Source organism: Pseudomonas sp. RC10-4-2, assembly GCF_050433085.1.
Taxonomy (GTDB): Bacteria; Pseudomonadota; Gammaproteobacteria; order Pseudomonadales; family Pseudomonadaceae; genus Pseudomonas; species Pseudomonas aeruginosa.
The window spans coordinates 289,427-312,186 of sequence record NZ_JBNPXX010000003.1; the positions used below are offsets into that span (position 1 = coordinate 289,427).

Consider the following 22,760-nt stretch of genomic DNA (forward strand, 5'->3'; position numbering starts at 1 on the left):
AGCTTGTCTTGTTCTTGTCGCAACAGGTGCCGCGTGGGCGGCGGGTTCAGGCGCTCCTGCGGCGCTCGCGGTCGAGCAGTTGGCTGCGTTTCGGCAGCCCCTCCATGTCGCCGCGGACCTGTACCGCGCGGCTGCCGATCCAGTTGCCGCGCGCCACCGCGTCGGGCAGCGGCAGGCCTTCCAGCAGCGCGCTGACCACCCCGACCGCGAAGCCGTCGCCGGCGCCCACGGTGTCCACCACGGTCGCCACCGGCACGCCGGGGACCAGCCCTTCGCCGTGGGCATCGCGATAGTAGGCGCCGCTCGGGCCGAGCTTGATCGCCACCGCGTCGACGCCCATGTCCAGGTAGAACGCGGCGATATCCGCGGGTTCCTGCCAGCCGCTGAGCAGGCGGCCTTCCTCCAGGCCCGGCAGGACCCAGTGGGCATGCGCGGCGAGGGCGTTGATCTCGGCGATCATGCGGCGCTCGCTGGGCCACAGCGAGGGCCGCAGGTTGGGATCGAAGGACAGGCTGGCGCCCTTGCCGCGCATGCGCCGCATCAGTTCGTGGGACAGTTCGCAGGCACTCGCCGAGAGTGCCGGCGGAATGCCGGTGGCGTGCAGGTGGCGGGCGCCGAGCATTTCTTCGCGGATATGGGCGAGGCCCAGCCGGCTGGCCGCCGAGCCGCGGCGGAAGTACTCGACCCGCGGGTCGGCACCATCGACCTCGCGGGACTTCATCTGGAACCCGGTGGGCGCTTGCGCGTCGACCTCGACGAAGCGGCAGTCGAGGCCCTCGCGGGTCAGGCTGTCGAGTACGAAGCGGCCGAGCGAGTCGTCGCCGACCCGGCTCAGCCAGGCCACCGCGAAGCCGAGGCGGGCGAGGCCGATGGCGACGTTGCTGTCGGCGCCGGCGATGCGCTTGCCGAACTGCTCGACCCGGTCCAGTTCGCCGGGCTGTTCGGCGACGAACATGGCCATGGTCTCGCCGAAGCAGAGGATCTCGAAGTCAGCCATGCTGGCGTTCCTCCTGGGGCTGGCTGAGGCGGGCGAGGGCGGCGATGTGCCGGCGGCTGAGACTGAGCAGGTCGTCGCCCTGCAGCGGGTATTCGATGGCCCGCGCCACGCCTTCCGGGAAATGCTGCAGCAGGCGCTGCCAGTACTGCAGGTCGGCGGCCGACGGCGGCACCGCGACCAGCTTGCCGTCGCGGTTGCGGATCACCGCCTTGCAGTGCACGTAGCCGACATAGCGGCCAAGGCGCAGGGCGGCTTCGTCGGCCGCCTGCTCCTGCCAGCGCCAGTTGCCGATGTCGAAGGTCATCGCCAGGTTCAGCTGCTGGCGTTCGGCGAGGCGGAAGAAGCGTTCCAGCACCTCGATCCGGCCGCCCTGGGGCGTCTGGTCGTTCTCCACCAGCAGTTGCAAGCCGTGGCGCGCCAGGCGCCGGCCGAGGGCGGCGAGATCGGGCTGTTCCGGCAGAAGGCCGAGCGAGACCTTGAGCCATCCGGCTCCGCAAGCTTCGGCGCGGCGCAGGGTCGGCTCCAGCTCGGGGTTCAACTGGCCGTCTTCGCGCCACAGCTCGAGGGGTGAGGAGAACACGCACTCCAGCCCCTGCAACTGGATGGCGGCGGTCAGCGCCTCGGTATCCGGCGGGCCGGCGAAGAGTTCCTCGCGCAGTTCCACGCGCTGCGCGCCGGCCATCGCCAGCAAGGGCAGGAAGCTGGCCTGGCCGCGACTGCGAACGAGGTCCGCGCCATAGCTGGAAAGACTGATGGAGACGGGGTGAAGGGACATTGGCGATCCTCTGAAACCGGTTTCATTTCAAGCCGTGCGAAAGCCGCCGGCAACGCGCCGGCGGCGGGCCGCTAGCCGCGTGGATGGGTCGAGCCGCGAACGATCAGTTGCGCCGGGAAGGTCACCCGGCGCGCCGGCTCGCGGTCGCCTTCGAGTCGCGCCAGGAGGCGCTCGAAGGCGGTGCGGCCGATTTCGTCGGTGGGTTGGGCGAGGGCGGTGATGCCGCTGCCCACCAGTGGGTACCAGTCGAGTTCGTCCAGGGCCAGTAGGCCGACCTCATCGAACAGCCGGCAGCCGAGGTCGCGCAGTTGGCGGGTGGCGCAGAGGGTGGCGACGCCGTTGCAGGTGAACAGCGCCTTCGGCCCGGGGCCGCTGGCCGAAAGGAAGGCGCGCAGGCCGTCGCGGAAGAAGTCGTCGGTTTGCAGGACCTGGCCCTTGAGCGCCGGTCGCCGGCCGATGGAGGCATTGAAGGCCTGGACCCGCTCGATCCGCGAGCTGGTGCCGTCGAGCGGTTCGGTGACCAGCAGGATGTCGCGGAAGCCGCGGTGCTGCAGGTGGTCGAGGGCCTGTTCGACGGCGTCGGCGTTGTCCAGGCCGACCAGGTCGGTATCCAGCTCGGCCAACTGGCGGTCCACCAGCACCATCGGCAGTTCGCGGTGCAGGGCGCGCAATTCGCCGGGATGGTGGCCGAGGGTGTTCACGATCAGTCCTTCGACGTTGTAGGACTGCAGGGCGGCCAGGTGATGACGCTCCTGCTCGTCGTCGCGGTCGGTATTGCACACCACCAGGCTGTAGCCGTGTTCGCGGCAGGCGGTTTCCACGCCATGCATGACGGCCACGGAGTAGGGGTTGAGGATGTCCGCCACCAGCATTCCGATCAGCCGTGTGCGCCCGCGCTTGAGGCCTCGGGCCATCTGGTTGGGGCGGTAGTCGAGCTGGTCGATGGCGCGCTCGATGCGCCGGGCGGTGGCATCGGCGAGCAACTGGCGGTCGCCGCCGATATAGCGCGACACGCTGGCCTTGGAGACGCCGGCGGCCTCGGCCACCTGGTTGATGGTGACGCGGCCACGGCTGGGCAGTACTGAACCATTCACGGACCTGGTACCTCTTGGTGCTGTTCTTATTGGTGTGTCCGGCTGGTCTTCGCCAGCGGATGCCAGGAGTTGAAACCGGTTTCAGAAAATACCAGAAGGCCGATGCCCGTCAACGGGAAAAAAACGCCTACCGGGGCCGAGCCAGGCATGAGGCCAGGACGTTGTTCATGAAAACCGAATAATCGTTTCGAATGATGGTTTGCAATTATTAATGTCGAATGGAATGAATGTGCCATATCTCCATAAATAAAAAGGAAGTTTGTCCAATACTTAAGAAACTACTTTAAGAAGGTTTTGTCGGTAGAAAGCGATCAATCAGGCGAGCTTCGCTGACATGAAAAGCACCCGGCCGACCGTCTGAAGCAGTTCTCATTTATCGGAAAACGAAGGTGGCGCGCTGAAACTTATGCGCGCCTGGCGGTCTTTATCGACGACCTGACCGCCCGGTCGCGTCATCACGCTCACCGATCGTTGCGGGTCCTGTCGAATGCCGCCGTTCCGTCGCAGCAGGATTTTTCGACAAGACCCGTCCGGACCCACTTCCCGGCTAAGGAATGACAGGATGAGCGCCGCCCTGGAGCGATTGAATCATCTGAACCTGAATCACTTGTATGCCTTCGTCGCCGTCGCCGAACACAACAGCTTCACCGCCGCGGCGGAGGCCCTGGGCTTGTCGAAATCGCTACTCAGCGAGCAGTTGCGACGCCTGGAGGCCGACCTCGGGATCCAGTTGCTGACCCGTACCACCCGTCGCATGACCCTTACCGATCGCGGCGAACTGCTGTTCGGCGTGGCCCAGCGCATGCTCGGCGAGCTGGACGGCGCGCTCTCCGATGTGCGCGACCTGCAGGGCGAGCCCAGTGGCCGGTTGCGCATCACCGCGCCGCAGGACTTCGTCAAGTGGCACATCAGCAGCGTTTCCGCGGCGTTCATCCGGCAGTTTCCCAAGGTCCAGGTGGAAATGCTGGCCGATGACCAGTTCAGCGATCTGGTCGGCCAGCGCATCGATCTCGCAGTACGTATCGGCTGGCCGCGCGACTCCGGCCTGCATGCCAGCAAGCTGTGCGACTTCCAGCAGGTTGCCGTGGCGACGCCGGGATACCTCGCCGGCCTGCCGCCGGTGCTCCAGCCGCACGACCTGGCGCGTTGCGAATGGATCGGCCATACCCGCCTGAGCACGCCCTGGACCTGGACCTTCGAACGCCAGCGCGAGCGTGCCACGGTACAGACCCGAGGGCGCCTGCTGGCGAACAACACCCTGGCGGTGTACCGCCTGGTGCTCGACGGTGCCGGCGTCAGCGTGCTGCCGAGCTTCCTGGTAGCCCGCGAGATCGCCCGCGGACGGCTGGTCCGGCTGCTGCCCGGTTGGCGCCTGCCGCAGGGCGGCATCTATGCCCTGTACCCCTCGGCGCGCTACATGCCGGTGCGGGTCAGGGCGTTCATCGAGTCGCTGCGCGAGCATCTCGGTCGCGAGCCGTTCCGCCTGGCGCAGAGCGAATGAGGCCGGGCATCCGTGCTGGGGGGGCTGTAGGGCGAATAACGCCACAGGCGTTATCCGCCGCCGACGTCACGGATAGGCGGCGGATAACCGCGAGCGGTTATTCGCCCTACGGATCGGGCTTCGGCAGCATCTCGGTCGCAAGCCATTCCAACTGGCGTAGGGCGAATAACGCCACAGGCGTTATCCGCCGCCGACGTCATGGATAGGCGGCGGATAACCGCGAGCGGTTATTCGCCCTACGGCCCCAGGCTGCCCAGGTAGCCGGCGAGCGCCTGGATGTCGCTATCCTCCAGGCCGCCGGCGACCGCGCGCATGGTCGCGCTGTTGCCGCGCTTGCCGTCGCGGAAGCCGTGCAACTGGGTTGCCAGGTATTCCGCCCATTGCCCGGCCAGGCGCGGCGCCTTCAGCGCCGCCAGGCCCTGGGCGGCGGGCCCGTGGCAGGTGACGCAGGGCGGTACGCCGCGCTGCGCCAGGCCGTTCTCGAAGAGCTGGCGGCCGCGTTCGCGTTGCCTCGGGTCGGCCAGGGTCTGCTCGCCGGCACTCATGCGCTGGGCGGCGAACCAGGCGGAGACGTTGACCACGTCCGCCGCGCTCAGCTCCTCGCCGCGGCCGTTGGTGGCCGGGTTGCGCCGGCGCTGGGTCTTGAGGTCGTAGATCTGCTTGTACAGGTATTCCCGGTCGAGCCCGGCGAGCTTCGGGTAGCTGCGGTTCGGCCGCGGCCCGCCGTTGCCGTCGTCGTCGTGGCAGCGCGAGCACATTTTCTGCGCCATCGCCTTGCCGCGCGCCAGGTCGGCGGGCGCGTCCGGGCCCGGCACGGCGGCGGCCAGCGGCAGGGAAAGCAGGGCCGAGAGGCAGCCGGCCAGCCAGCGTTTGCGCTCAGTCATGCTGCCAGGGCCCCCGCAGCCAGCCGTGGATGTCGTAGTCGGCCATGCAGCGCTGGACCATCGCCTCGCAGTAGGCCAGGTGCCCGCGACGGCTGGCCCAGGCCAGCGAGTCGAGGCGGATCTGCTCGGCATTGCCGGAATAATGGCTCTCATAGACCGCGTGGCGCGCGCCGAACTCGCTGCCGGTGGCGTCCCAGATCAGCTTGAACAGCTTCAGGCGCTGCTCCGGCTCCAGCTCGGCACCGCGGTAGTAGCTGTCCACCAGCCGCCGCGCCTCGCCGTCGCGCAGGTCGGCGGCGCCCGAGACGGTGACCAGCGGGGCGCCGCCGAGGGCGCTTTCCAGCAGCTCGCGGACCCGCTTCCAGATCTGCGGCACCTGGATGCGCAGGGCATTGGCGTACTCCAGGCGCGGCACCGCCGACCCGGCGGCGTTGCGCTCCGGGTCGCGGGCCATGGCGGTGGTCAGCGCCTGCAGCAGGTGCTGCAGGGCGATCAGCTCGCCGAGGGCAGCCTGTATCCCGCGGAAGCCCTGGGTGCCATTGGCGCGCACGCCGAGGGAAAGCAGGCCGATCATCAGCTCCAGCTTCACCCCGAGGCGGATGCCGGACTGGAAGTTGTACAGGTTGGCGAAGCCCGAGTCGGCATAGAAGCCGGTGGCGCGGCGCAGGTCGCGGTAGACCAGGACGTCCTCCCAGGGAATCAGCGCCTTGTCGAACAGCAGCACGCTGTCGTTCTCGTCGAAGCGGCTGGACAGCGGATAGTCGAAGGGACTGCTCGCGCGCTCCTCGTAGGATGGCCGGCACATCAGGCGCAGGCCGGGGTTGTCCATGCGGGCGAAGAACACCAGGGCGAAGTCCTCGGCCTTGCCGGCTTCCATCTGCGCCGAGGCGACCGGGGCGACGAAGGTGGCGTTGGTGATGGCGCTGCCGGTGGCGAGCATCTTCGCCCCGCTGACGACGATACCCTGGTCGGTCTCGCGTTCGACGTGGACGAACACGTCGCGCATCTCGTGGATCGCCTTGCTGCGGTCCAGCGGCGGATTGATGATCGCGTGGTTGAGGAACAGCCCGCGGTCGGCGAAGGCGCGGTGCCAGGCGCAGGCGTTCTGCCGGTAGTCGCCGTAGAAGCCGGCGCCGGCCTCCAGCCCGGACATGAACGCCGCCTTGTAGTCCGGGGTACGCCCCATGAAGCCGTAGGTCATGCGCGACCAGCAGCCGATCGCCTCGCGCGCGCCGAGCAGGTCCTCGGCGTTCTGCGCGGGGGTGAAGAAGCGGTGGCTGCGGCGGCCCTGGGCATCGACCCGGGTGAGGACGTCGCGCTGCTCGCCGTGGAGGCCGTCGTAGAGCCCGGCGATGCTGCGGCAGGCGTTGCGGAACGCCCTGTGCCGGGTGACGTCGGCGACCCGTTCGCCGTTGAGGTAGACCTGGCGACCGTCGCGCAGGCTGTCGAGATAGTCGGCGCCGGTCATCAGCGCGTTGGGGACGGAATGGCTCATGCTGGTTCCTTGTCGGGACGCCGGCCGTGGCGCGCACGGCCGGCGGGGCGGTCAGTCGCGCTGCAGGTGCGGGTTGCGCAGCGCCGGCTCGGCGTGGATATGCACCCGCCGCAGGTGGCGCGGCGCGCGGTGGACGAAGGCCTCGCGACCGTGCAGCAGGGTCAGGTTGTCGGCGATCACCAGGTCGTCGCTGCGCCAGCGGTGGGCGTAATGCGCCTGCGGGTGGTACAGGCAGCGGCGCAGGCTGGCGAGCAGTTCGCCGCGCTGTTCCGGGGCGATGCCGTCGTAGTGGAACTCGGAGGGGTTGATGAAGCTGGCGTCGCCCTCGACCGGCGGTTCGCAGAAACGCAGGATGGGGAATTCGCGGCGCGGGTGGCGCTCGACTATCGGCGCCGCCGAGCGGCTGCTGTAGTGCGCCGCGCTGCGCTGGTACCGGCCGCTGGCGCGGCGCCAGAGTTCCAGCTCGCTACTGTCGGCCAGTTGCAGCGCCGCCGGGGTCGAGCTGAAGGTGGTGCGGCCGCCGTCGCTGTCGCCGGGCGCGTCGACACAGTGGAACACCTGGAATTCCGGGACCGTCTCCAGGTACATGCCGTCCCAGTGCAGCGGCACGTAGTTGTTGGCGAAGATGTGGTCCTCGGCGCCTTCCTGTTCCACCAGCTCGAGCACCGCGCCGAACGGCCACAGCATGACTTCGCCGAAGTCGTGGCAGTAGCGGGTCAGGCTCTCGGCGTCGGCGAAGGCGGCGAAGCCGCGCAGGAGCAGCAGGTGGTGGCTGCGAGCCAGGCCCTTGAGCCACTGCGCCGGCAGCTCGCCGACGTGCATGCCGGGGCGGCCGGACTCCAGCAGCAGGCCGAAGCGCGGCTGGTTGCCCTGTTCGTCGCGCAGCGGCGAGAGACGTACCGGTTGATCGCTGAGATAGGCGTTCATCGTCTGGCTCCTCGGGCTCAGGCCACGGCGGCGCGCCGGGCGGCCCTGGCCGGCAGGCGGTAGTGACTGGGCTGGCCGTTGATCTGCACCAGCTCGCCGCCGAGTTCCAGCACCTCGCTGCGCTTCATCAGCACGAAGCGGTCCTCGGTGTTCACCGCCACGCCGTGCCAGGGCGTCAGCCAGTCGTCGCGGGTCGGCATCATGTGGATGCCGAACTTCAGACTGTCCGCCGGCTGCGGATGGATGGACAGGCGGATCGCGCGGGGGAACTGGTCGGCCAGCAGCGCGCCCCAGGCCCAGCTGCGCTGGATCACCCCGTAGGCGCGCTCCTTGGCGTCGCGTTGCAGGGCAGTCTTCGAGCCCTGGTAGTCGGGGGTCAGGCCGTCCTCGTAGAGGAAACGGGTGATGGCGCGGTACAGCAGCAGGCCTTCTTCGCTGGCCAGCAGGGTCTCGCGGATGCTTTCCAGCGGCTCGGCGTAGCCGTCGATCAGCAACTGGCGGAGCTGCTCGTGGTTGTCGCGCTGGGCCTCGAAGGCGCGTACGTCCTCCAGGTTGAACACGCCGATATGGGTGGCGCCGATCTCCTCGATCATCAGGCGCAAGGCATCCTGGTAGGCGCTGATGTGCGCATCGCCGATCCTCACCAGGTCGCCGAAAACCCGGCCGTCGGAGCAGACGGTGATCTTCGCGCCCGGTGCATAGAACAGCTGGATGCGCTGGCACAGGTGGTTGAGGAACGACAGCGACAGGCGCTCGGCCATGTCCGGACGGCTGTCGAGGACCTTGCCGGGGTTCGGCGACTTGGCCGGAAACGCCGGCAGGACGAATTCGATGGGCTCGCCGGCTTCGATGAAGGCGGCGATGCGCGGCAACTGGACCTGTTCGATGCGGCGGATCTCGTCCGCTTCGCTGGCGCTCTGGCGATGCTCGGGGTAACGGCGGCGATAGAGCAACAGTTCTTTCAATACGCGTGCGGGAAGGGTGTCTTCGGCGATGGCGTACATGCAGGTGTTTCCTCCTTGTGGGCGGATGCCGGCGGGGCCGGCAGCGGAAGGCGACATCCTGTGGACTCGCCGCCGGGGGATAAACCGGGGAAGGCCGGAAACACTGTTCGCTGAAGCTTGACGATGGGCGCCGGGCACGGGCGGGCCGCCGGCGTTGTCGCGTATCGCGGGGAGGGCTGAAGGAAGCGGCCGCCGGCGGGCGGCCGCAGGGCGGTCAGTCGGCGTTCTCGCCGCACAGGTCGAGGGCGAACCAGCGTTGCGCTTCGTCGCGTCCGAGGCCGGCGCCGAGCAGGCCGAAGAGCTTGCCCAGGGCCGCCTCGCGGGTCATTCCGCCAGCCGAGAGCAGGCCGGCGTCGCGCAGGCGGCTGCCGGCGGCGTAGACGCCGAACTCGACCTGGCCGTAGGCGCACTGGCTGACCGCGGCGAGCAGCACGCCGCGGGCGTGGGCTTCGCGCAGCAGCGCCAGCAGCTCCTCGTCGTCGGACGGGCCGGTGCCGCTGCCATAGCATTCCAGCAGCAGCGCTTCCACGCCGCTGTCGAGCAGCCCGCGCAGGTGCGCGGCGCGCAGCCCTGGATAGAGCGGCAGCACGGCGAGGTTCACTTCCCGGCGCGGCTGGCGGTAGCCGAGCGCCGCAGGCACCGGCGCATGCTCGGCGTGGCGCGGTCGCGGCAGTTCGGCGAAGGCGTCGAACGCGTCGCTGCGCAGCTTGCTGACTCGCGCGCCGTGCAGCAGGGCATCGTTGAAATAGACCTGTACGCCGCGCGCGTGGCCCTCCTGGAGGACGCGCAGGGCGCCGACCAGGTTGTCCCAGGCATCGCTGCCCGGCGCGCCGGCCGGCAGCATGGAGCCGGTCAGCAGCACCGGGATCGGCAGGTCGAGGAGCAGGAAGGACAGCGCCGCGGCGCTGTAGGCCAGGGTGTCGGTGCCGTGCAGGAGCAGCACGCCGTCGTGGCCGGCGTCGAGCGCGGCGACGATGGCGTCGCGCATCGCCAGCCAGTTGCCCTGGGTCATGTTGGCGCTGTCCAGCGGCGGTTGCAGTTCGGCGAAGCGCCAGCGCAGGTCCGGGGCGTCGCCGAGGCTTTGCAGGTGGTCGCGCATGCGCGCTTCGAAGCCGCCGGCCGGGGCCAGACCCTGCGGGGTCTGCAACATGCCGATGGTGCCGCCGGTGTAGAGCACGAAGAGGTTCTTGACTGGGAGCATCCGTAATCCTTGTGTCGGGCCTTTTCGCGCCGGACGTGCGAAGAGGGGACACCATTGTGGCGCAGGCGCCGCTCCGGGGGGAGGGCGCCTGCGCGAGACTCAGCGATTGCCGCTCGGCAGCGGCTCGGCGTCCGCCTGCGCCGGGGGCTCGGCGCGCTGGCCGGCGGGCCAGGCTTCGCGGTCCAGGTCGAGGTCGGCGAACTGCGCCGAGTCGAACACCGGTTGCTTGATCCCGGCGCGGCGCTGCACGTCATAGTCGCGCATCACCCGCAGGCCGACCTTGAACAGCAGGGCCAGGGCCATCAGGTTGACGAAGGCCAGGCAGGTCATGGTGATGTCGGCGAAGGCGAACACGGTGGACAGGTCCTGCACCGAGCCCCAGACCACCAGGGCCAGCACCAGCGCGCGGTAGCCGATCAGCACCAGGCGGTTGCGGCTGAGGAACTGCAGGCTGTTCTCGCCCAGGTAGAAGTTGTAGAGGATGCAGGTGAAGACGAACAGCGACAGGGCCACGCTGACGAACACCCGGCCCCAGTCGCCGACCACCGCGGCCAGGGAGTTCTGGGTGAGGACGATGCCGTCGCCTTCGAAGCCCGGGGTGTAGAAGCCCGAGAGCAGGATCAGCAGGGCGGTGCAGGTGCAGATCACGAAGGTGTCGAGGAACACGCTGAAGGCCTGGACCACGCCCTGTGCCGCCGGATGGCGCACGGCGGCGACCGCGGCGACGTTCGGCGCGCTGCCCAGGCCGGCCTCGTTGGCGAAGACGCCACGCTTGACGCCCATCACGATGGCGCTGCCGAGCAGGCCGCCGAACGCCGGGTCTAGGCCGAAGGCGCTCTTGACGATGGTTTCCAGCATTGCCGGGACGTGCTCGATCTGGCTGGCGATGACGTACAGGGTGACGCCGATGTAGGCCAGGGTCTTGATCGGCACCAGCAGGTCGGAGACCGCGGCGATGCGCTTGATGCCGCCGATGAAGACCACGCCGAGCAGCACCGCCAGGGCGATCCCGGTGTGCTGCGGGGCGAAGCCGAAGGCGTTCTGCAGCGAATGGGTGACGGTGTAGGACTGCAGGCCGTTGAAGGCGAAGCCGTAGGTCACCAGCAGGAGTACCGCGAAGACCACCGCCATCGAGCGCAGCTTCAGGCCGTGCTGGATGTAGTAGGACGGGCCGCCGCGATACAGGCCGTCGCCGTCGCTGCGCTTGTAGACCTGGGCCAGGGTGCATTCGAAGAAGCTGCTGGACATGCCGACCAGCGCGGTGACCCACATCCAGAACACCGCCCCCGGACCGCCGAGGGTCACGGCGATGCCGACCCCGGCGATGTTGCCGGCGCCGACCCGGCCGGCGAGGCTCAGCATCAGGGCCTGGAAGGAACTGAGCTGGCCGGCCTGGCCGCGCAGCGATTCCCTGAATACGCCGAACATGTGGCCGAAGTGGCGGAACTGGACGAAACGCGAACGGATCGTGAAGTAGGCACCCAGGCCGACGATCAGGACGATGAGGACTTTTCCGGAAAGGAAATCGTTGAGCATTTCAAGCATGGAGGTCTACCTCGGTTCTTATTCTGGTACCGGCGTGCGCTGCGGCAGCGCCTTGGTGCGCGGCGCATGTTTGGCCATGACGCACCTGGTTACAATTTCGCGGGTTGCTCCTGCTTGATGCGACCTGATGCTAGAATCGCGTCCATAGCATCAGTTTTGGAGCCATCGATGTCCGAGCACCTGGGCGCCAATCTCAAGCTGCTTTGCAGCCATTACCGCTCGATTTCCGAGGTTTGCCGGCAATTGGCGATCAATCGCGCACAGTTCAACAAGTACCTCAGCGGCCAGAGCCAGCCGACGCCGTACAACCGCAAGCGGATCGGCGACTTCTTCGGCGTCGAGGACTACGAGCTGGGCTTGCCGCCCGAGCAGTTCGCCCGCCTGATCGGCGCCCGCACCAGCGCCCAGCCGCGCCAGCCCAGCAACGACCCGCTGTTGCGGCTGCTGCAACCGCTGCGCGCCGAGGCCGGCGACCTGAGCCGCTACTGCGGCTACTACTTCGAATATGCCAACTGCATGTCGGTGCCAGGCAGCATCCTGCTCTCCCTGGTGCATCTCTACGAGGAAGACGGCGTGTTCCTCTTCGAGCGCCAGGAACGCCAGGAGCGCACCAGCAGTACCGACGTGCAGGCGGAGGAGTGGGCGCGCTGCCGCTACCTCGGCGCGGCCTTCCAGTTGCAGGACCGGGTGTTCCTGATCGACTACGAGTCGCTGACCCTCAACGAGATGAGCCAGACCATCCTCATTCCCAGTTTCAAGAGCCGTATCACCCGCCTGAACGGCCTGAAGATGGGCGTTTCCAGCGGTGACCGGCGGACCCCGGCATGCAGCCGGGTGGTCTGGGAGTACCTCGGTGCGGAAATCAACCGGATCAACGCCTACCGCCAGGTGCGCCTGTACCGCCCGGACGATCCGCGGATCGACGAGGATATTCGCCAGCGCCTGGCGGCGGGGAGCTTGCGGCATGGGTTGCTGGAGACGGAGTGAGGGGCGGGGGATCGCGCAGGGCGGTGAGACCTGCTGACGACCCGGTTCGCGGCCACGAAAAAAGCCCCCTTGCCCGACGGGCAAGGGGGTAATGTGCGCCGGTGGTTGGCCGGCTACCGAGGTTCGCGGGAATCAGATGTGCAGGGCGTGTCCCAGCGCGCGCAGGGCGGCTTCCTGGACCGCTTCGCCGAGGGTCGGATGGGCGTGGATGGTGCCGGCGATGTCTTCCAGGCGGGCGCCCATCTCCAGCGACTGGGCGAAGGCCGTGGACAGTTCCGAGACCGCCTTGCCCACCGCCTGCCAGCCGACGACCAGGTGGTTGTCGCGACGCGCCACCACGCGGACGAAGCCTTCGTTGGCCTCCAGGGTCATGGCGCGGCCGTTGGCGGCGAACGGGAAACTCGCCACCAGGCAGTCCAGGCCGGCATCCTTCGCCTGCTCCGGGGACAACCCGGCGACCACCACTTCCGGATCGGTGAAGCACACCGCGGGGATCGCCACCGGGGCGAACTGGCGACGCTTGCCGGCGATCAGCTCGGCGACCATCTCGCCCTGGGCCATGGCCCGGTGCGCGAGCATCGGCTCGCCGGCGAGATCGCCTATGGCCCAGACATTGCGCATCGAGGTGCGGCACTGGTCGTCGACCTTCACCGCCCGGCCGTTCATGTCCAGGCCCAGGCTTTCCAGGTTCCAGCCTTCGCTGCGCGGCTTGCGGCCGACCGCCACCAGTACCTGGTCGGCGGCGATCTCGCGCTCCTCGCCGGCGCCGTCGCGGACCCGCACGCCGTTCTCGCTCGGGCCCAGCAGGCTGTGCCCGAGGTACAGCTCGACGCCCAGCCTGCGCAAGGCCTGGGCCACCGGCTTGGTCAGTTCTTCGTCGTAGCCCGGCAGGATGCGTGGTTGCGCTTCCACCACCGCCACCTCGACGCCGAGCTTGCGGTAGGCGGTACCCAGCTCCAGGCCGATGTAGCCGCCGCCGACCACCACCAGGCGCTTGGGCAGGCTGCCGGGCGCCAGCGCCTCGGTGGAGGAGATCACCTTGCCGCCCAGCGGCAGGATCGGTAGCTCGACGCTCTGCGAGCCGGCGGCCAGCAGCAGGTGCTCGCACTCGATGCGCTGGCTGCCGCCGCCGGCGAGTTCGACCGCCACGCTTTTGCCGTCGAGGATCCTCGCCCAGCCCTGGACGACATCGACCCCGTGTTTCTTCAGCAGCGCGGCGACGCCGCTGGTGAGGCGGTCGACGATGGCGTCCTTCCATTCCACGGTGCGGGCGATGTCGATGCTCGGCGCCTGTACCTGGATGCCCAGCGCCGACCGGCCGGCATAGTGGCGGGCCTTGAGGTATTCCTCGGCGGCGTGGATCAGCGCCTTCGACGGGATGCAGCCGACGTTCAGGCAGGTGCCGCCGAGGGCGGCGCCCTCCACCAGTACGGTGGGAATGCCCAGTTGCCCGGCACGGATCGCCGCGACGTAGCCGCCGGGACCGCCGCCGACGATCAGCAGGGAAGTCTTCAGGATCTGGCTCATCGCTTACTCCAGGAACAGGGTGGCAGGATGTTCGAGCAGGCCGCGCACGGCCTGGATGAAGGCCGCCGCGTCCATCCCGTCGACCACCCGGTGGTCGAAGGAGGAGGAGAGGTTCATCATCTTGCGCACGACGATGTTGCCGCCGACCACCATCGGTCGCTCGACGATGCGGTTGACGCCGACGATGGCCACCTCCGGATGGTTGATCACCGGTGTGCTGACGATCCCGCCGAGCGCGCCGAGGCTGCTCAGGGTGATGGTCGAGCCGGACAGCTCCTGGCGTTGCGCCTTGCCGCTGCGTGCGGCTTCGGCCAGGCGCGCCACTTCGCTGGCGTTGCCCCAGAGGTCGCGCAATTCGGCGTGGCGCAGCACCGGCACCATCAGGCCGTTGTCGCTCTGGGTGGCGATGCCGACGTGCACCGCGCCGTAGCGGGTGACCACCTCGGCCTCGTCGTCGTAGCGCGCGTTCAACTGCGGGAAGTCGCGCAGCGCCACGACCATGGCGCGGACCAGGAACGGCAGCAGGGTCAGCTTGCCGCGCTGGCCACCCCATTTCTGGTTGAGATGGGCGCGCAGGGCTTCCAGATCGGTGACGTCGATTTCCTCGACATAGCTGAAATGCGGGATGCGTCGCTTGGCGTCCTGCATCTTCTGGGCGATCTTGCGACGCAGGCCGATCACCGGCACCGCCTGTTCGTCGTGTCGCTCGGCATACCCCTGCGCGGCGGCGCCGCTGCGCGCGACGCTGCCATCCTGGGTCAGGTAGGCATCGAGGTCCTCGTGGAGGACGCGTCCGGCGGGACCGCGGCCCTGCACGAACTGCAACTCGATGCCCAGGTCGCGGGCGCGCTGGCGCACCGCGGGGGAGGCCAGCGGGCGTTCGCCGGGCTGGCGCCGCTGCCGTGGCGCCTCGCTGTCGCGCAAGGCGCGCGGCGCTTCGGCGGCGGCTTTCGGCGCCGCGACCGGGGCTTCCTTCGGTTTCTCCGGGGTGGCGGCGACGGGCGCGGCCGGCGTCGCCGCGGCCGGACTCTCGGCGAGGTTGCCGGCACCTTCCACCTCCAGGCGGATCAGTTCGCCGCCCACCGCCATCACCTGGCCCGGCTGGCCGCCGAGGGCGAGGATGCGTCCGGCCACCGGCGAGGGAATCTCCACCGTGGCCTTGTCGGTCATCACCTCGGCGAGGACCTGGTCTTCATTGACCGAGTCGCCGACCTGGACATGCCACTCCACCAGTTCGACCTCGGCGATGCCTTCCCCGATGTCCGGCATCTTGATCACATGGGTACCCATTCAGACCTCCATCACACGCTTGAATGCCGCGCCGACGCGCGCGGGGCCGGGGAAATACGCCCACTCCTGGGCATGCGGGTAGGGGGTGTCCCAACCGGTGACGCGCTCGATCGGCGCCTCCAGGTGGTGGAAGCAGTGCTCCTGCACCAGCGACATCAGCTCGGCGCCGAACCCGCAGGTGCGGGTCGCCTCGTGGGCGATGACGCAGCGGCCGGTCTTCTTCACCGAGGCGACGATGGTTTCCAGGTCCAGCGGCCAGAGGCTGCGCAGGTCGATGATCTCGGCGTCCAGGCCGGTCTCGTCGGCCGCGGCCTGGGCCACGTAGACCATGGTGCCGTAGGTCAGCACGGTCAGCGCCGCGCCGGGGCGGACGATCGCCGCCTTGTCCAGCGGCACCTTGTAGTAGCCGTCCGGCACCTGGCTGGCCGGATGCTTGGACCAGGGCGTCACCGGGCGGTCGTGGTGGCCATCGAACGGGCCGTTGTAGAGGCGCTTGGGCTCGAGGAAGATCACCGGGTCGTCGTTCTCGATGCAGGCGATCAGCAGGCCCTTGGCGTCGTAGGGGTTGGACGGCATCACCGTGCGCAGGCCGCAGACCTGGGTGAACATCGCCTCCGGGCTCTGGCTGTGCGTTTGCCCGCCGTAGATGCCGCCGCCACAGGGCATGCGTACGGTCATCGGCACGATGAAGTCGCCGGCCGAGCGATAGCGCAGGCGCGCCGCCTCGGAGATCAACTGGTCGGAGGCCGGGTAGACGTAGTCGGCGAACTGGATCTCCACCACCGGGCGCAGGCCGTAGGCGCCCATGCCGACCGCGGCGCCGATGATGCCGCTCTCGGAGATCGGCGCATCGAACACCCGCGAGGTGCCGTATTTCTTCTGCAGGCCTTCGGTGCAGCGGAACACGCCGCCGAAGTAGCCGACGTCCTGGCCGAATACCACCACGTCGTCGTCGCGCTCGAGCATGATGTCCATCGCCGAGCGCAGCGCCTGGATCATGGTCATGCTGGTGACCGTCTGGGCGTTCTCGTGTTGCGGGTTCATGGCATTCATACCCCGAGCTCCTGGCGTTGCCGGCGCAGGTGCTCCGGCAGTTCTGCATAGACGTCCTCGAACATGCTGGCGGCGCTCGGCACCCGGCCGTCGATCAGGGTGCCATGGCTCTCCGCCTGTTTCTGCGCGGCCAGCACTTCGGCTTCGAGGGCCTTGTGGGTGGCTTCGTGCTGTTCCTCCGACCAGATGCCGAGGCCGATCATGTGCCGCTTCAGGCGGGCGATCGGGTCGCCCAGCGGGAAGTTGGTCCAGTCGTCGGCGGGGCGGTACTTGGACGGGTCGTCCGAAGTCGAGTGCGGGCCGGCGCGGTAGGTGACCCATTCGATCAGGCTCGGCCCGAGGTTGCGCCGGGCGCGCTCGGCGGCCCACTCGGAGGCGGCGTAGACCGCCAGGAAGTCATTGCCGTCGACCCGCAGCGAGGCGATCCCGCAGCCCACGCCCCGGTTGGCGAAGGTGGTGCCTTCGCCGCCGGCGATGGCCTGGAAGGTGGAGATCGCCCACTGGTTGTTGACCACGTTGAGGATTACCGGCGCGCGGTAGACATGGGCGAAGGTGAGGGCGGTGTGGAAGTCCGACTCGGCGGTAGCGCCGTCGCCGATCCAGGCCGAGGCGATGCGCGTGTCGCCCTTGATCGCCGAGGCCATGCCCCAGCCGACCGCCTGGATGAACTGGGTGGCGAGGTTGCCGGAGATGGAGAAGAAACCGGCCTCCTTGCTCGAGTACATGATCGGTAGCTGGCGGCCCTTGAGCGGGTCGGCCTCGTTGGAGAGAAGCTGGCAGATCATGTCCACCAGCGGGTATTCGCGGGTGATCAGGATGCCTTGCTGGCGATAGGTCGGGAAGCACATGTCGCCGTCGCGCAGGGCCAGGGTGTGGGCGGTGGCGATGGCTTCCTCGCCGAGGCATTGCATATAGAAGGAAAGCTTTTTCTGCCGTTGCGCGGTGAGCATGCGCGCGTCGAACAGGCGGGTCTTGAGCATCGCCCGCATGCCGCGCAGCAGTTGTTCGTTGCTGAGCTGCGGATTCCAGGGACCGACGGCGTGGCCGTCGTCGTCGAGCACGCGTACCAGGCTGTAGGCCAGGTCGCTGGTCTCGGCGGGCTCGACATCCACCGGCGGCTTGCGTACCTCGCCGGCGGGGGACAGGTGCAGATAGGAAAAGTCGGTCTTGCAGCCAGGACGCCCGGTGGGCTCCGGGACATGCAGACGCAACGGCTCGTAATCACTCATGACAGGCCTCCGGCCCGGTCCGGGCCAAACGGTTGGAGAGATCAGAAACGGGCGAACGGCGCTCGAAGCGGCGGACTGGGCGGATGGCGGGTTCCCGTCCTGTGGGTGGGGGCGGGTTGCAGGCATGCCGGGGTACGGCAGGCGCGGTCGTACTGGGTGACGTCACTCATGGTGAGGCCCTCGGGTTTTGTTTTTGTAATTTCAGTATAGGCTTCGGGTGCTAGTTTTTTGCTCCAAATTGACTAAGGTATTCCGGCAGTATTGGGTTGTTTGAACTACAAGAATTGCTAACAAGAGAAACAACGCACCATGGCTGAACTCGACCGCATCGACCTGAAAATCCTCCGTGCCCTGGCCGACGACGGCCGCCTGAGCTGGCGCGATCTCGCCCAGAAGGTCGGCCTGTCGCTGACGCCGACGCTGCGCCGGGTACGCCGCCTGGAAGAGGAACACTACATCCAGGGCTACTTCGCCCGGCTCGACGAGGAGCGCCTGTCCGGGGCGATGAGCGTGTTCGTCTCGGTGTCCCTGGAAAAGCAGACCGGCGACTACCTCGCTCGCTTCGAGGAACGCATCGTCGATGCGCCGCAGGTCATGAGCTGTTTCCAGATGACCGGCGATGCGGACTACATGCTGCGGGTTGTGGTCAAGGATCTCGCCGCCTACCAGGCGTTCCTCACCAATACCCTGACCTGCATTCCCGGCGTGGCTGGCATCAAGTCGGCCTTCGCGCTGAAGTCGGTGATGCTGCGCTCGGCCCCGCCGCTCTAAGCATAGACCCTGTCTATCTGCGTAACGTTACGCTATTCTGATTGCGTAACGTTACGCAGATAGAGGCGTTCATGAAAGCCAGCAAACCCGGGCCCAAGCCGAGCGGCAAGGCCAAGTCGGCCGCCCAGCGGATGCGCGAATACCGCGCGCGCAAGGCCGAAGAGGCCCTCGGCGCCGAGCATTCCGACAAGGAGCGCGAGCGGCAGATCCGCCGTGAGGCGCGCGCCGAACTCGAACGCGTGAAGCTGGAGCAGCAGCGCCGCGAACACACCCTGCGCAAGGAACTGGAAGCCTGCCAGACCGAGATTGGCCGCCTGCTCGGCCTGCTGCGCCGGCACGGCATCGATCCGCACCCGGGCAACTGATCAGCCGGGCGTGTCGAGGAAGGCCAGCAGGGTCGCTTCCTCGGCACTCAGCCAGCGGCGCTTGCGGGCGCGCCTGAGCTGGCCCAGTTGCCCGGCCTGGTAGGCCTCGATGATCGCCGGGTGGATGTAGCATTGCCGGCAGATCGCCACGCTGTTGCCCAATTCGGCGGCGACCTCCGCCACCACCGCGCCAAGCCCGTCGGCTTCGGCACGTCGCAGACGCTCCAGCGCCAGCGCGCTGCCGGCCCAGGTACGGTAGTCCTTGGCGCTGAAATCCTCGCCGGTATGCCGGCGCAGGTACTCGTTGATGTCGTGGGAGCCGATGCGGTGCGGCTGGCCGTCCTCGTCCAGGTACTGCAACAGGTCCTGGCCGGGCAATTCCAGGCAGCGCCGCAGCACCCGCGCCAGGCGCGGATGCTCCAGGCTGACGTCGTGCTCGATGCCGCTCTTGCCCTTGAAGCGGAACCGGATGCGACTGCCGTTCACGTCGACGTGCCGGGTACGCAGGGTGGTCAGGCCGTAGGAGCGGTTGTCGCGGGCGTAGCGGTGGTTGCCGACGCGGATCAGGGTGGCGTCGAGCAGCGCAACCGCCAGGGCCACCACCTTGTCGCGACCGAGGCCGGGCAGGCGCAACTGGGCGTCGATGTGCCGGCGCAGCCCCGGCAGCGCCTGGCCGAAGCGCAGCAGGCGCTCGTACTTGTCGGCATCGCGTACCTCGCGCCAGCGCGGGTGGTAACGGTACTGCTTGCGCCCACGGGCGTCGCGGCCGGTGGCCTGGAGATGGCCGTTGGGGTCGGGACAGATCCAGACCTCGCGATAGGCCGGCGGAATGGCCAGCTTGTCCAGCCGGCGGATCTCCTCGGCGTCGCCGATGCGCTGGCCGTCGGCATCGAAATAGACGAAGCGCTTGCCCTGCCGGCGTCGACGGATGCCCGGCTGGCGGTCGTCGACGTAGCAGAGGCCGGCGGGCAGGGCGGGGATATCCGGTGGCGCTGCGCTCATGCTTGGGTTCCGAAGGAAAGCTTGCCTGTTTAGGCCGCTGCGCCCGCTGGAACGTTCAACCGCGCTGCGCTTGCTCCTGCTCGTAGCCGAGGGCGCCGGCGATATGGCGGCCGGCGATGTAGCCGAAGGTCAGCGCCGGCCCCAGGTTGATGCCGCCGGAGGGATAGTGGCCGGCGAACAGGCTCGCCATGTCCGCGCCCGCCGCGTACAGGCCGGGGATCGGCTGCCCGCCGCCGTCCAGCACGCGGGCCTGGGCGTCGGTCTTCAGCCCGGCGAAGGTGCCGAAGCAGCCGGGCTCGACCTGCACCGCGTAGTACGGTCCGCGTTCGATGGGGGCGACGCAGGGATTCGGCCCCGGATACGCCGGGTCGCCCTGCTTGCGGTTGAATGCCGTGCCGCCGCGGCCGAACTCTGGGTCGCGGCCCTCGCGGGCGTGGCGGTTGTATTCGGCGACGGTGGCGGCCAGGCCGGACGGGTCGATGCCGCAGCTCCTTGCCAACTGATCCAGGCTGGTCCCGCGCTTGAGATAGCCGCTGCGCAGGTGCGCGGCGATCGGCAGCGGCGCCGGACGCACGTAGCCGAGGCCGTAGCGACGCAGGAAGCGCCGGTCGCAGACCAGCCAGGAGCGTGCCGGCTGCCCGGGCGGGGTGGCCTCGAGCAGGGCGGCGACATAGTCGTGGTAACCGTGCGCCTCATTGACGAAGCGCCTGCCGTTGGCCAGCACGCCGATCAGCCCGGGCTTGCCGCGCTCAATGATGTGCGGGAAGTGCCCGGTCTCGCCATCGCCGTGGGGAACTCGCGAGACCGGCGCCCAGGCGATCGGCGAGCGCAGGTCGTCGGCCACCCGGCCGCCGGCGCTTTCCCCCAGGCGCAAGCCGTCGCCGTTGCAGCCCGGCGGCGGCAGCGGCAGCAGGGTGTCCAGGGTGGGGGCCAGCTCGGCGCGGCGCTGCGGATCATGGGGAAAGCCGCCGCAGGCCAGGACCACGGCGCCTGCCTCGATGCGCAGGAGTCCCTCGGCGCTCTCGACCAGCGCGCCGACCACCTTGCCGTCACGCAGCAGCAGTTCGCGGGCTGGCGCCGATTCGATCAGGCGCACACCCAGGGCTTCGGCGGACTTGGCCAGGCGCGCTACCAGGGCCACGCCATTGACCAGGTGCATGGCGCGACCGTAGCGCAGCAGGTGCCAGAGGTGGCTGGAAAAGCGCCGGGCGACATGCAGGAAGGCCGGCAGCGAGCGGGTCAGGTCGAGGAAGGCGGCGAGGTCGGCGCCGGCCATGATCGGCATGCCCATGAACGAGGTCTCCCGCAGGGTCTTGCGCAGGCGCGGCAGCAGCGGGCCCAGTTGCCGTGCGTCATAGGGCGCGGCGACCAACTGGTGGCCGCCCTCGGCGGCGCCCGGCGTGTCGCCATGCATGTCCGGGATGCCGTTGCCGTCGACGAACCGCAGGTGGGTGTGGCGCTCGAAGAAGGCCACCATGTGCGGGCAGGCTTCGAGGAAGGCGTCGATCCGCGCGGCGTCGTAACGCTCGCCCAGTTCGTGGCGCAGGTAGGTACGCGGTTGCTCGATGTCCTCCTCGATACCGGCGCGACGCGCCAGCGGGTTGCGCGGCAACCAGGCCCAGCCGCCGGACCAGGCGCTGGCGCCGCCGAACACCGGGTCCTTCTCCACCAGGACTACCCGGCGCCCGTGCCAGGCCGCGGTCACCGCCGCCGCCAGCCCGGCGGCGCCGGAGCCGACGACCAGCACGTCACAGGTTAGCGGGGTGGTCTCGACGGCCGCAGAGGTCATGGCTTCTCCCTTTTTCAATATTTCGGAACGATGTTCCATATTCTAGGGAGGCAATGCCCGCGTACCAACCCGCTCAGCGAAAGGAGCGGGCGATCATCGGCCAGGTCGAAGCGAGGTCGGCCGCCCGTTAGGGAAAAGGGAGACGGGAGGGGAAAGGCCCGGCGCAGGCGCACCGGGCCGAGGGCGTCAGCGCGCTTCGCCGCCGCCCTGGACCGCGGCGGTCTTCTTGCGCACCGGGAAGGGAAAGTAGAGGGCGCGCAGCAGCGCGACGCGCTTGATCACTTCGCCGATCAGCAGCGAGACGATCACCGAGATCACCAGGGCGACGCTGGCAGCGGCCGGTTCCGACAGACCCAGGTGGACCAGCAGGTTGAAGGTCTTGTGCTGGATCTCGCCGTGGAAGATCAGCAGGATCAGGGTCGACTGGCCGATGTAGGTCATCGCCTTGCCCAGCCAGTCGATCTTCATCATCAGCCCGGACAGCGCCCAGCACAGGTAGACGCCGCTCACTGCCTGGACGGTGGCCCAGAACCAGTGGTCGTAGCGGCGCTGCGCCATGTCCACCACCGTCGGGTAGTAGAGGAAGCTGGCGGTGGTCACGGCAAGGGCGATGCACAGGGTCAGCAACGAACTCTGGTGGCGACGCAGGACGTCGCGCAGGACATAGCCGAACATGAAGTGGGCGCTGCTGATCAGGGTGATGTCCAGGCTGAACGGCAGGCCCGGCAGCAGGTACTGTTCGCCGCCGAACTCCACCGGGATCTGCCAGAACGTCTTGAGGAACAGGATGCCCAGGCCCAGTTGCACGGCCAGCAGCACGCAACTGGCGGCGAGGGACAGGCCGAGACGCTGGATGACGCGCAGCATGAACCAGGCGAACAGGGTCGCTACCCAGAAGTGCGGCAGGTACCAGAGCGCCTGCCAGGGCAGGGTGTCGACCGAGGCGTACAGCACTCCGCCGATGTCCGGCAGCAGCGGCTGGCCGCGCAGCAGGTCGCGGAGGATGACGTAGCCGAGCATGGTCACGAAGAACGGCTTGAGGAGGGCGTCGGCCTTGCGCAGGGCCATCTCGCCGAAGGGTTGCTCGGTCCTGAAGAACACCCCGGAAATGAAGAAGAACAGTGGCAGGATGAACGGAGAGAGCAACGGATAGAGCACGGTCGGCGAACTGGCGACGAACCAGCTGTGCCCGAAGACGATGATCAGGATGCCCACGCCGCGGGTCACATCCATCTGAATCCAGCGTTTTTTCACTTTGCAACTCCCGCTTGACGCGCTAACTCACAGTGGTTGTTCGAAGGCCCCCAGGGCCAGGCTCCCTACC

Annotated in this window: 20 protein-coding genes; 4 read left to right on the forward strand and 16 right to left on the reverse strand. The window is 68.5% G+C overall.

The window, feature by feature from the left end; genetic code table 11:
• Positions 1–46: 46 nt before the first annotated feature.
• From FHW81_RS16840 to ptxS, 3 genes are all read right to left on the reverse strand, one after another.
• The gene (locus tag FHW81_RS16840) at positions 47–997 is read right to left on the reverse strand and encodes a sugar kinase (RefSeq protein WP_003089272.1); all 951 of its coding nucleotides are present in this window, start codon (positions 995–997) and stop codon (positions 47–49) included.
• The gene (locus FHW81_RS16845; protein ID WP_031631064.1) at positions 990–1,772 is read right to left on the reverse strand and encodes a sugar phosphate isomerase/epimerase family protein; all 783 of its coding nucleotides are present in this window, start codon (positions 1,770–1,772) and stop codon (positions 990–992) included. Before FHW81_RS16845 ends, FHW81_RS16840 begins: the two co-directional genes overlap by 8 nt.
• Before the next feature lie 71 nt (positions 1,773–1,843).
• Positions 1,844–2,866 (reverse strand): transcriptional regulator PtxS, encoded by a 1,023-nt coding sequence (gene ptxS / locus FHW81_RS16850; RefSeq protein ID WP_003113738.1) that lies wholly within the window; start codon positions 2,864–2,866, stop codon positions 1,844–1,846.
• 562 nt (positions 2,867–3,428) lie between these two features.
• Between ptxS and ptxR the strand changes: the two genes are divergently transcribed.
• Positions 3,429–4,367, forward strand: coding sequence for an HTH-type transcriptional regulator PtxR (ptxR, locus tag FHW81_RS16855; RefSeq protein ID WP_003089264.1), 939 nt, complete (start codon positions 3,429–3,431; stop codon positions 4,365–4,367).
• 236 nt (positions 4,368–4,603) lie between these two features.
• Here the strand turns inward: ptxR and pvcD are convergent, their stop codons facing one another.
• The 6 genes from pvcD to FHW81_RS16885 all read right to left on the reverse strand — a co-directional run bounded on the left by pvcD (position 4,604) and on the right by FHW81_RS16885 (position 11,423).
• On the reverse strand, positions 4,604–5,251 hold the full coding sequence (pvcD, locus tag FHW81_RS16860; protein ID WP_003122751.1) for a paerucumarin biosynthesis heme-binding protein PvcD: 648 nt from the start codon (positions 5,249–5,251) through the stop codon (positions 4,604–4,606).
• Complete coding sequence (gene pvcC / locus FHW81_RS16865; protein ID WP_003117812.1) at positions 5,244–6,746, reverse strand: paerucumarin biosynthesis protein PvcC; 1,503 nt, start codon at positions 6,744–6,746, stop codon at positions 5,244–5,246. The genes pvcD and pvcC overlap by 8 nt, the downstream gene beginning before the upstream one ends.
• Before the next feature lie 51 nt (positions 6,747–6,797).
• Positions 6,798–7,673 carry a paerucumarin biosynthesis oxygenase PvcB gene (gene pvcB, locus FHW81_RS16870; RefSeq protein WP_014602931.1) on the reverse strand — a complete coding sequence of 292 codons (876 nt, stop codon included), beginning with the start codon at positions 7,671–7,673 and terminating at the stop codon, positions 6,798–6,800.
• Between the two features lie 17 nt (positions 7,674–7,690).
• Positions 7,691–8,677, reverse strand: a complete 987-nt coding sequence (gene pvcA, locus FHW81_RS16875; protein WP_003089256.1) for a paerucumarin biosynthesis protein PvcA — start codon at positions 8,675–8,677, stop codon at positions 7,691–7,693.
• Positions 8,678–8,891: 214 nt separating this feature from the next.
• Positions 8,892–9,878, reverse strand: a complete 987-nt coding sequence (locus FHW81_RS16880; protein WP_003113732.1) for an asparaginase — start codon at positions 9,876–9,878, stop codon at positions 8,892–8,894.
• A gap of 99 nt (positions 9,879–9,977) precedes the next feature.
• Positions 9,978–11,423: an alanine/glycine:cation symporter family protein gene (locus FHW81_RS16885; protein ID WP_003113731.1), complete on the reverse strand. Its 1,446-nt coding sequence runs from the start codon at positions 11,421–11,423 to the stop codon at positions 9,978–9,980.
• Between the two features lie 168 nt (positions 11,424–11,591).
• Here FHW81_RS16885 and FHW81_RS16890 point away from each other — a divergent pair, with 168 nt between their 5' ends.
• Positions 11,592–12,410: a transcriptional regulator gene (locus tag FHW81_RS16890; RefSeq protein ID WP_003160264.1), complete on the forward strand. Its 819-nt coding sequence runs from the start codon at positions 11,592–11,594 to the stop codon at positions 12,408–12,410.
• A gap of 132 nt (positions 12,411–12,542) precedes the next feature.
• On the opposite strand, the gene lpdA is transcribed toward FHW81_RS16890, so the two are convergent.
• The 4 genes from lpdA to FHW81_RS16910 are packed head-to-tail and all read right to left on the reverse strand — an operon-like array spanning position 12,543 to position 17,509.
• Positions 12,543–13,937, reverse strand: a complete 1,395-nt coding sequence (lpdA, locus tag FHW81_RS16895; RefSeq protein WP_003144146.1) for a dihydrolipoyl dehydrogenase — start codon at positions 13,935–13,937, stop codon at positions 12,543–12,545.
• Positions 13,938–13,940: 3 nt separating this feature from the next.
• Positions 13,941–15,227: a dihydrolipoamide acetyltransferase family protein gene (locus tag FHW81_RS16900; RefSeq protein WP_171893958.1), complete on the reverse strand. Its 1,287-nt coding sequence runs from the start codon at positions 15,225–15,227 to the stop codon at positions 13,941–13,943.
• The gene (locus tag FHW81_RS16905; RefSeq protein ID WP_003089248.1) at positions 15,228–16,280 is read right to left on the reverse strand and encodes an alpha-ketoacid dehydrogenase subunit beta; all 1,053 of its coding nucleotides are present in this window, start codon (positions 16,278–16,280) and stop codon (positions 15,228–15,230) included.
• Complete coding sequence (locus FHW81_RS16910; RefSeq protein ID WP_003111886.1) at positions 16,277–17,509, reverse strand: 3-methyl-2-oxobutanoate dehydrogenase (2-methylpropanoyl-transferring) subunit alpha; 1,233 nt, start codon at positions 17,507–17,509, stop codon at positions 16,277–16,279. Before FHW81_RS16910 ends, FHW81_RS16905 begins: the two co-directional genes overlap by 4 nt.
• 309 nt (positions 17,510–17,818) lie before the next feature.
• On the opposite strand from FHW81_RS16910, the gene FHW81_RS16915 reads away from it, so the two are divergent.
• Positions 17,819–18,280 carry an Lrp/AsnC family transcriptional regulator gene (locus tag FHW81_RS16915; protein ID WP_003089245.1) on the forward strand — a complete coding sequence of 154 codons (462 nt, stop codon included), beginning with the start codon at positions 17,819–17,821 and terminating at the stop codon, positions 18,278–18,280.
• A 71-nt stretch (positions 18,281–18,351) separates the two neighbouring features.
• Positions 18,352–18,645, forward strand: a complete 294-nt coding sequence (locus tag FHW81_RS16920) for an inner centromere protein (RefSeq protein WP_003113727.1) — start codon at positions 18,352–18,354, stop codon at positions 18,643–18,645.
• Here FHW81_RS16920 and FHW81_RS16925 read toward each other — a convergent pair whose 3' ends face one another.
• The 3 genes from FHW81_RS16925 to FHW81_RS16935 all read right to left on the reverse strand — a co-directional run bounded on the left by FHW81_RS16925 (position 18,646) and on the right by FHW81_RS16935 (position 22,690).
• Positions 18,646–19,647, reverse strand: coding sequence for a DNA topoisomerase IB (locus FHW81_RS16925; RefSeq protein WP_003117193.1), 1,002 nt, complete (start codon positions 19,645–19,647; stop codon positions 18,646–18,648).
• A gap of 55 nt (positions 19,648–19,702) precedes the next feature.
• Positions 19,703–21,436 (reverse strand): FAD-dependent oxidoreductase, encoded by a 1,734-nt coding sequence (locus FHW81_RS16930; protein ID WP_003113725.1) that lies wholly within the window; start codon positions 21,434–21,436, stop codon positions 19,703–19,705.
• Positions 21,437–21,622: 186 nt separating this feature from the next.
• Positions 21,623–22,690: an acyltransferase family protein gene (locus FHW81_RS16935; RefSeq protein ID WP_003160261.1), complete on the reverse strand. Its 1,068-nt coding sequence runs from the start codon at positions 22,688–22,690 to the stop codon at positions 21,623–21,625.
• Positions 22,691–22,760: the final 70 nt, after the last annotated feature.

Excerpts from the sequence above, each read along its gene's own strand:
- FHW81_RS16905 (WP_003089248.1), bottom strand. The coding sequence starts at position 16,280 with ATGAATGCCATGAACCCGCAACACGAGAACGCCCAGACGGTCACCAGC.
- FHW81_RS16925 (WP_003117193.1), bottom strand. The coding sequence starts at position 19,647 with ATGAGCGCAGCGCCACCGGATATCCCCGCCCTGCCCGCCGGCCTCTGC.
- FHW81_RS16885 (WP_003113731.1), bottom strand. The coding sequence starts at position 11,423 with ATGCTTGAAATGCTCAACGATTTCCTTTCCGGAAAAGTCCTCATCGTC.
- pvcD (WP_003122751.1), bottom strand. The coding sequence starts at position 5,251 with ATGACTGAGCGCAAACGCTGGCTGGCCGGCTGCCTCTCGGCCCTGCTT.
- FHW81_RS16920 (WP_003113727.1), top strand. The coding sequence starts at position 18,352 with ATGAAAGCCAGCAAACCCGGGCCCAAGCCGAGCGGCAAGGCCAAGTCG.
- pvcA (WP_003089256.1), bottom strand. The coding sequence starts at position 8,677 with ATGTACGCCATCGCCGAAGACACCCTTCCCGCACGCGTATTGAAAGAA.
- FHW81_RS16915 (WP_003089245.1), top strand. The coding sequence starts at position 17,819 with ATGGCTGAACTCGACCGCATCGACCTGAAAATCCTCCGTGCCCTGGCC.
- FHW81_RS16880 (WP_003113732.1), bottom strand. The coding sequence starts at position 9,878 with ATGCTCCCAGTCAAGAACCTCTTCGTGCTCTACACCGGCGGCACCATC.
- FHW81_RS16910 (WP_003111886.1), bottom strand. The coding sequence starts at position 17,509 with ATGAGTGATTACGAGCCGTTGCGTCTGCATGTCCCGGAGCCCACCGGG.
- FHW81_RS16900 (WP_171893958.1), bottom strand. The coding sequence starts at position 15,227 with ATGGGTACCCATGTGATCAAGATGCCGGACATCGGGGAAGGCATCGCC.
- FHW81_RS16930 (WP_003113725.1), bottom strand. The coding sequence starts at position 21,436 with ATGACCTCTGCGGCCGTCGAGACCACCCCGCTAACCTGTGACGTGCTG.
- lpdA (WP_003144146.1), bottom strand. The coding sequence starts at position 13,937 with ATGAGCCAGATCCTGAAGACTTCCCTGCTGATCGTCGGCGGCGGTCCC.
- FHW81_RS16840 (WP_003089272.1), bottom strand. The coding sequence starts at position 997 with ATGGCTGACTTCGAGATCCTCTGCTTCGGCGAGACCATGGCCATGTTC.
- pvcC (WP_003117812.1), bottom strand. The coding sequence starts at position 6,746 with ATGAGCCATTCCGTCCCCAACGCGCTGATGACCGGCGCCGACTATCTC.
- pvcB (WP_014602931.1), bottom strand. The coding sequence starts at position 7,673 with ATGAACGCCTATCTCAGCGATCAACCGGTACGTCTCTCGCCGCTGCGC.
- FHW81_RS16845 (WP_031631064.1), bottom strand. The coding sequence starts at position 1,772 with ATGTCCCTTCACCCCGTCTCCATCAGTCTTTCCAGCTATGGCGCGGAC.
- ptxR (WP_003089264.1), top strand. The coding sequence starts at position 3,429 with ATGAGCGCCGCCCTGGAGCGATTGAATCATCTGAACCTGAATCACTTG.
- FHW81_RS16890 (WP_003160264.1), top strand. The coding sequence starts at position 11,592 with ATGTCCGAGCACCTGGGCGCCAATCTCAAGCTGCTTTGCAGCCATTAC.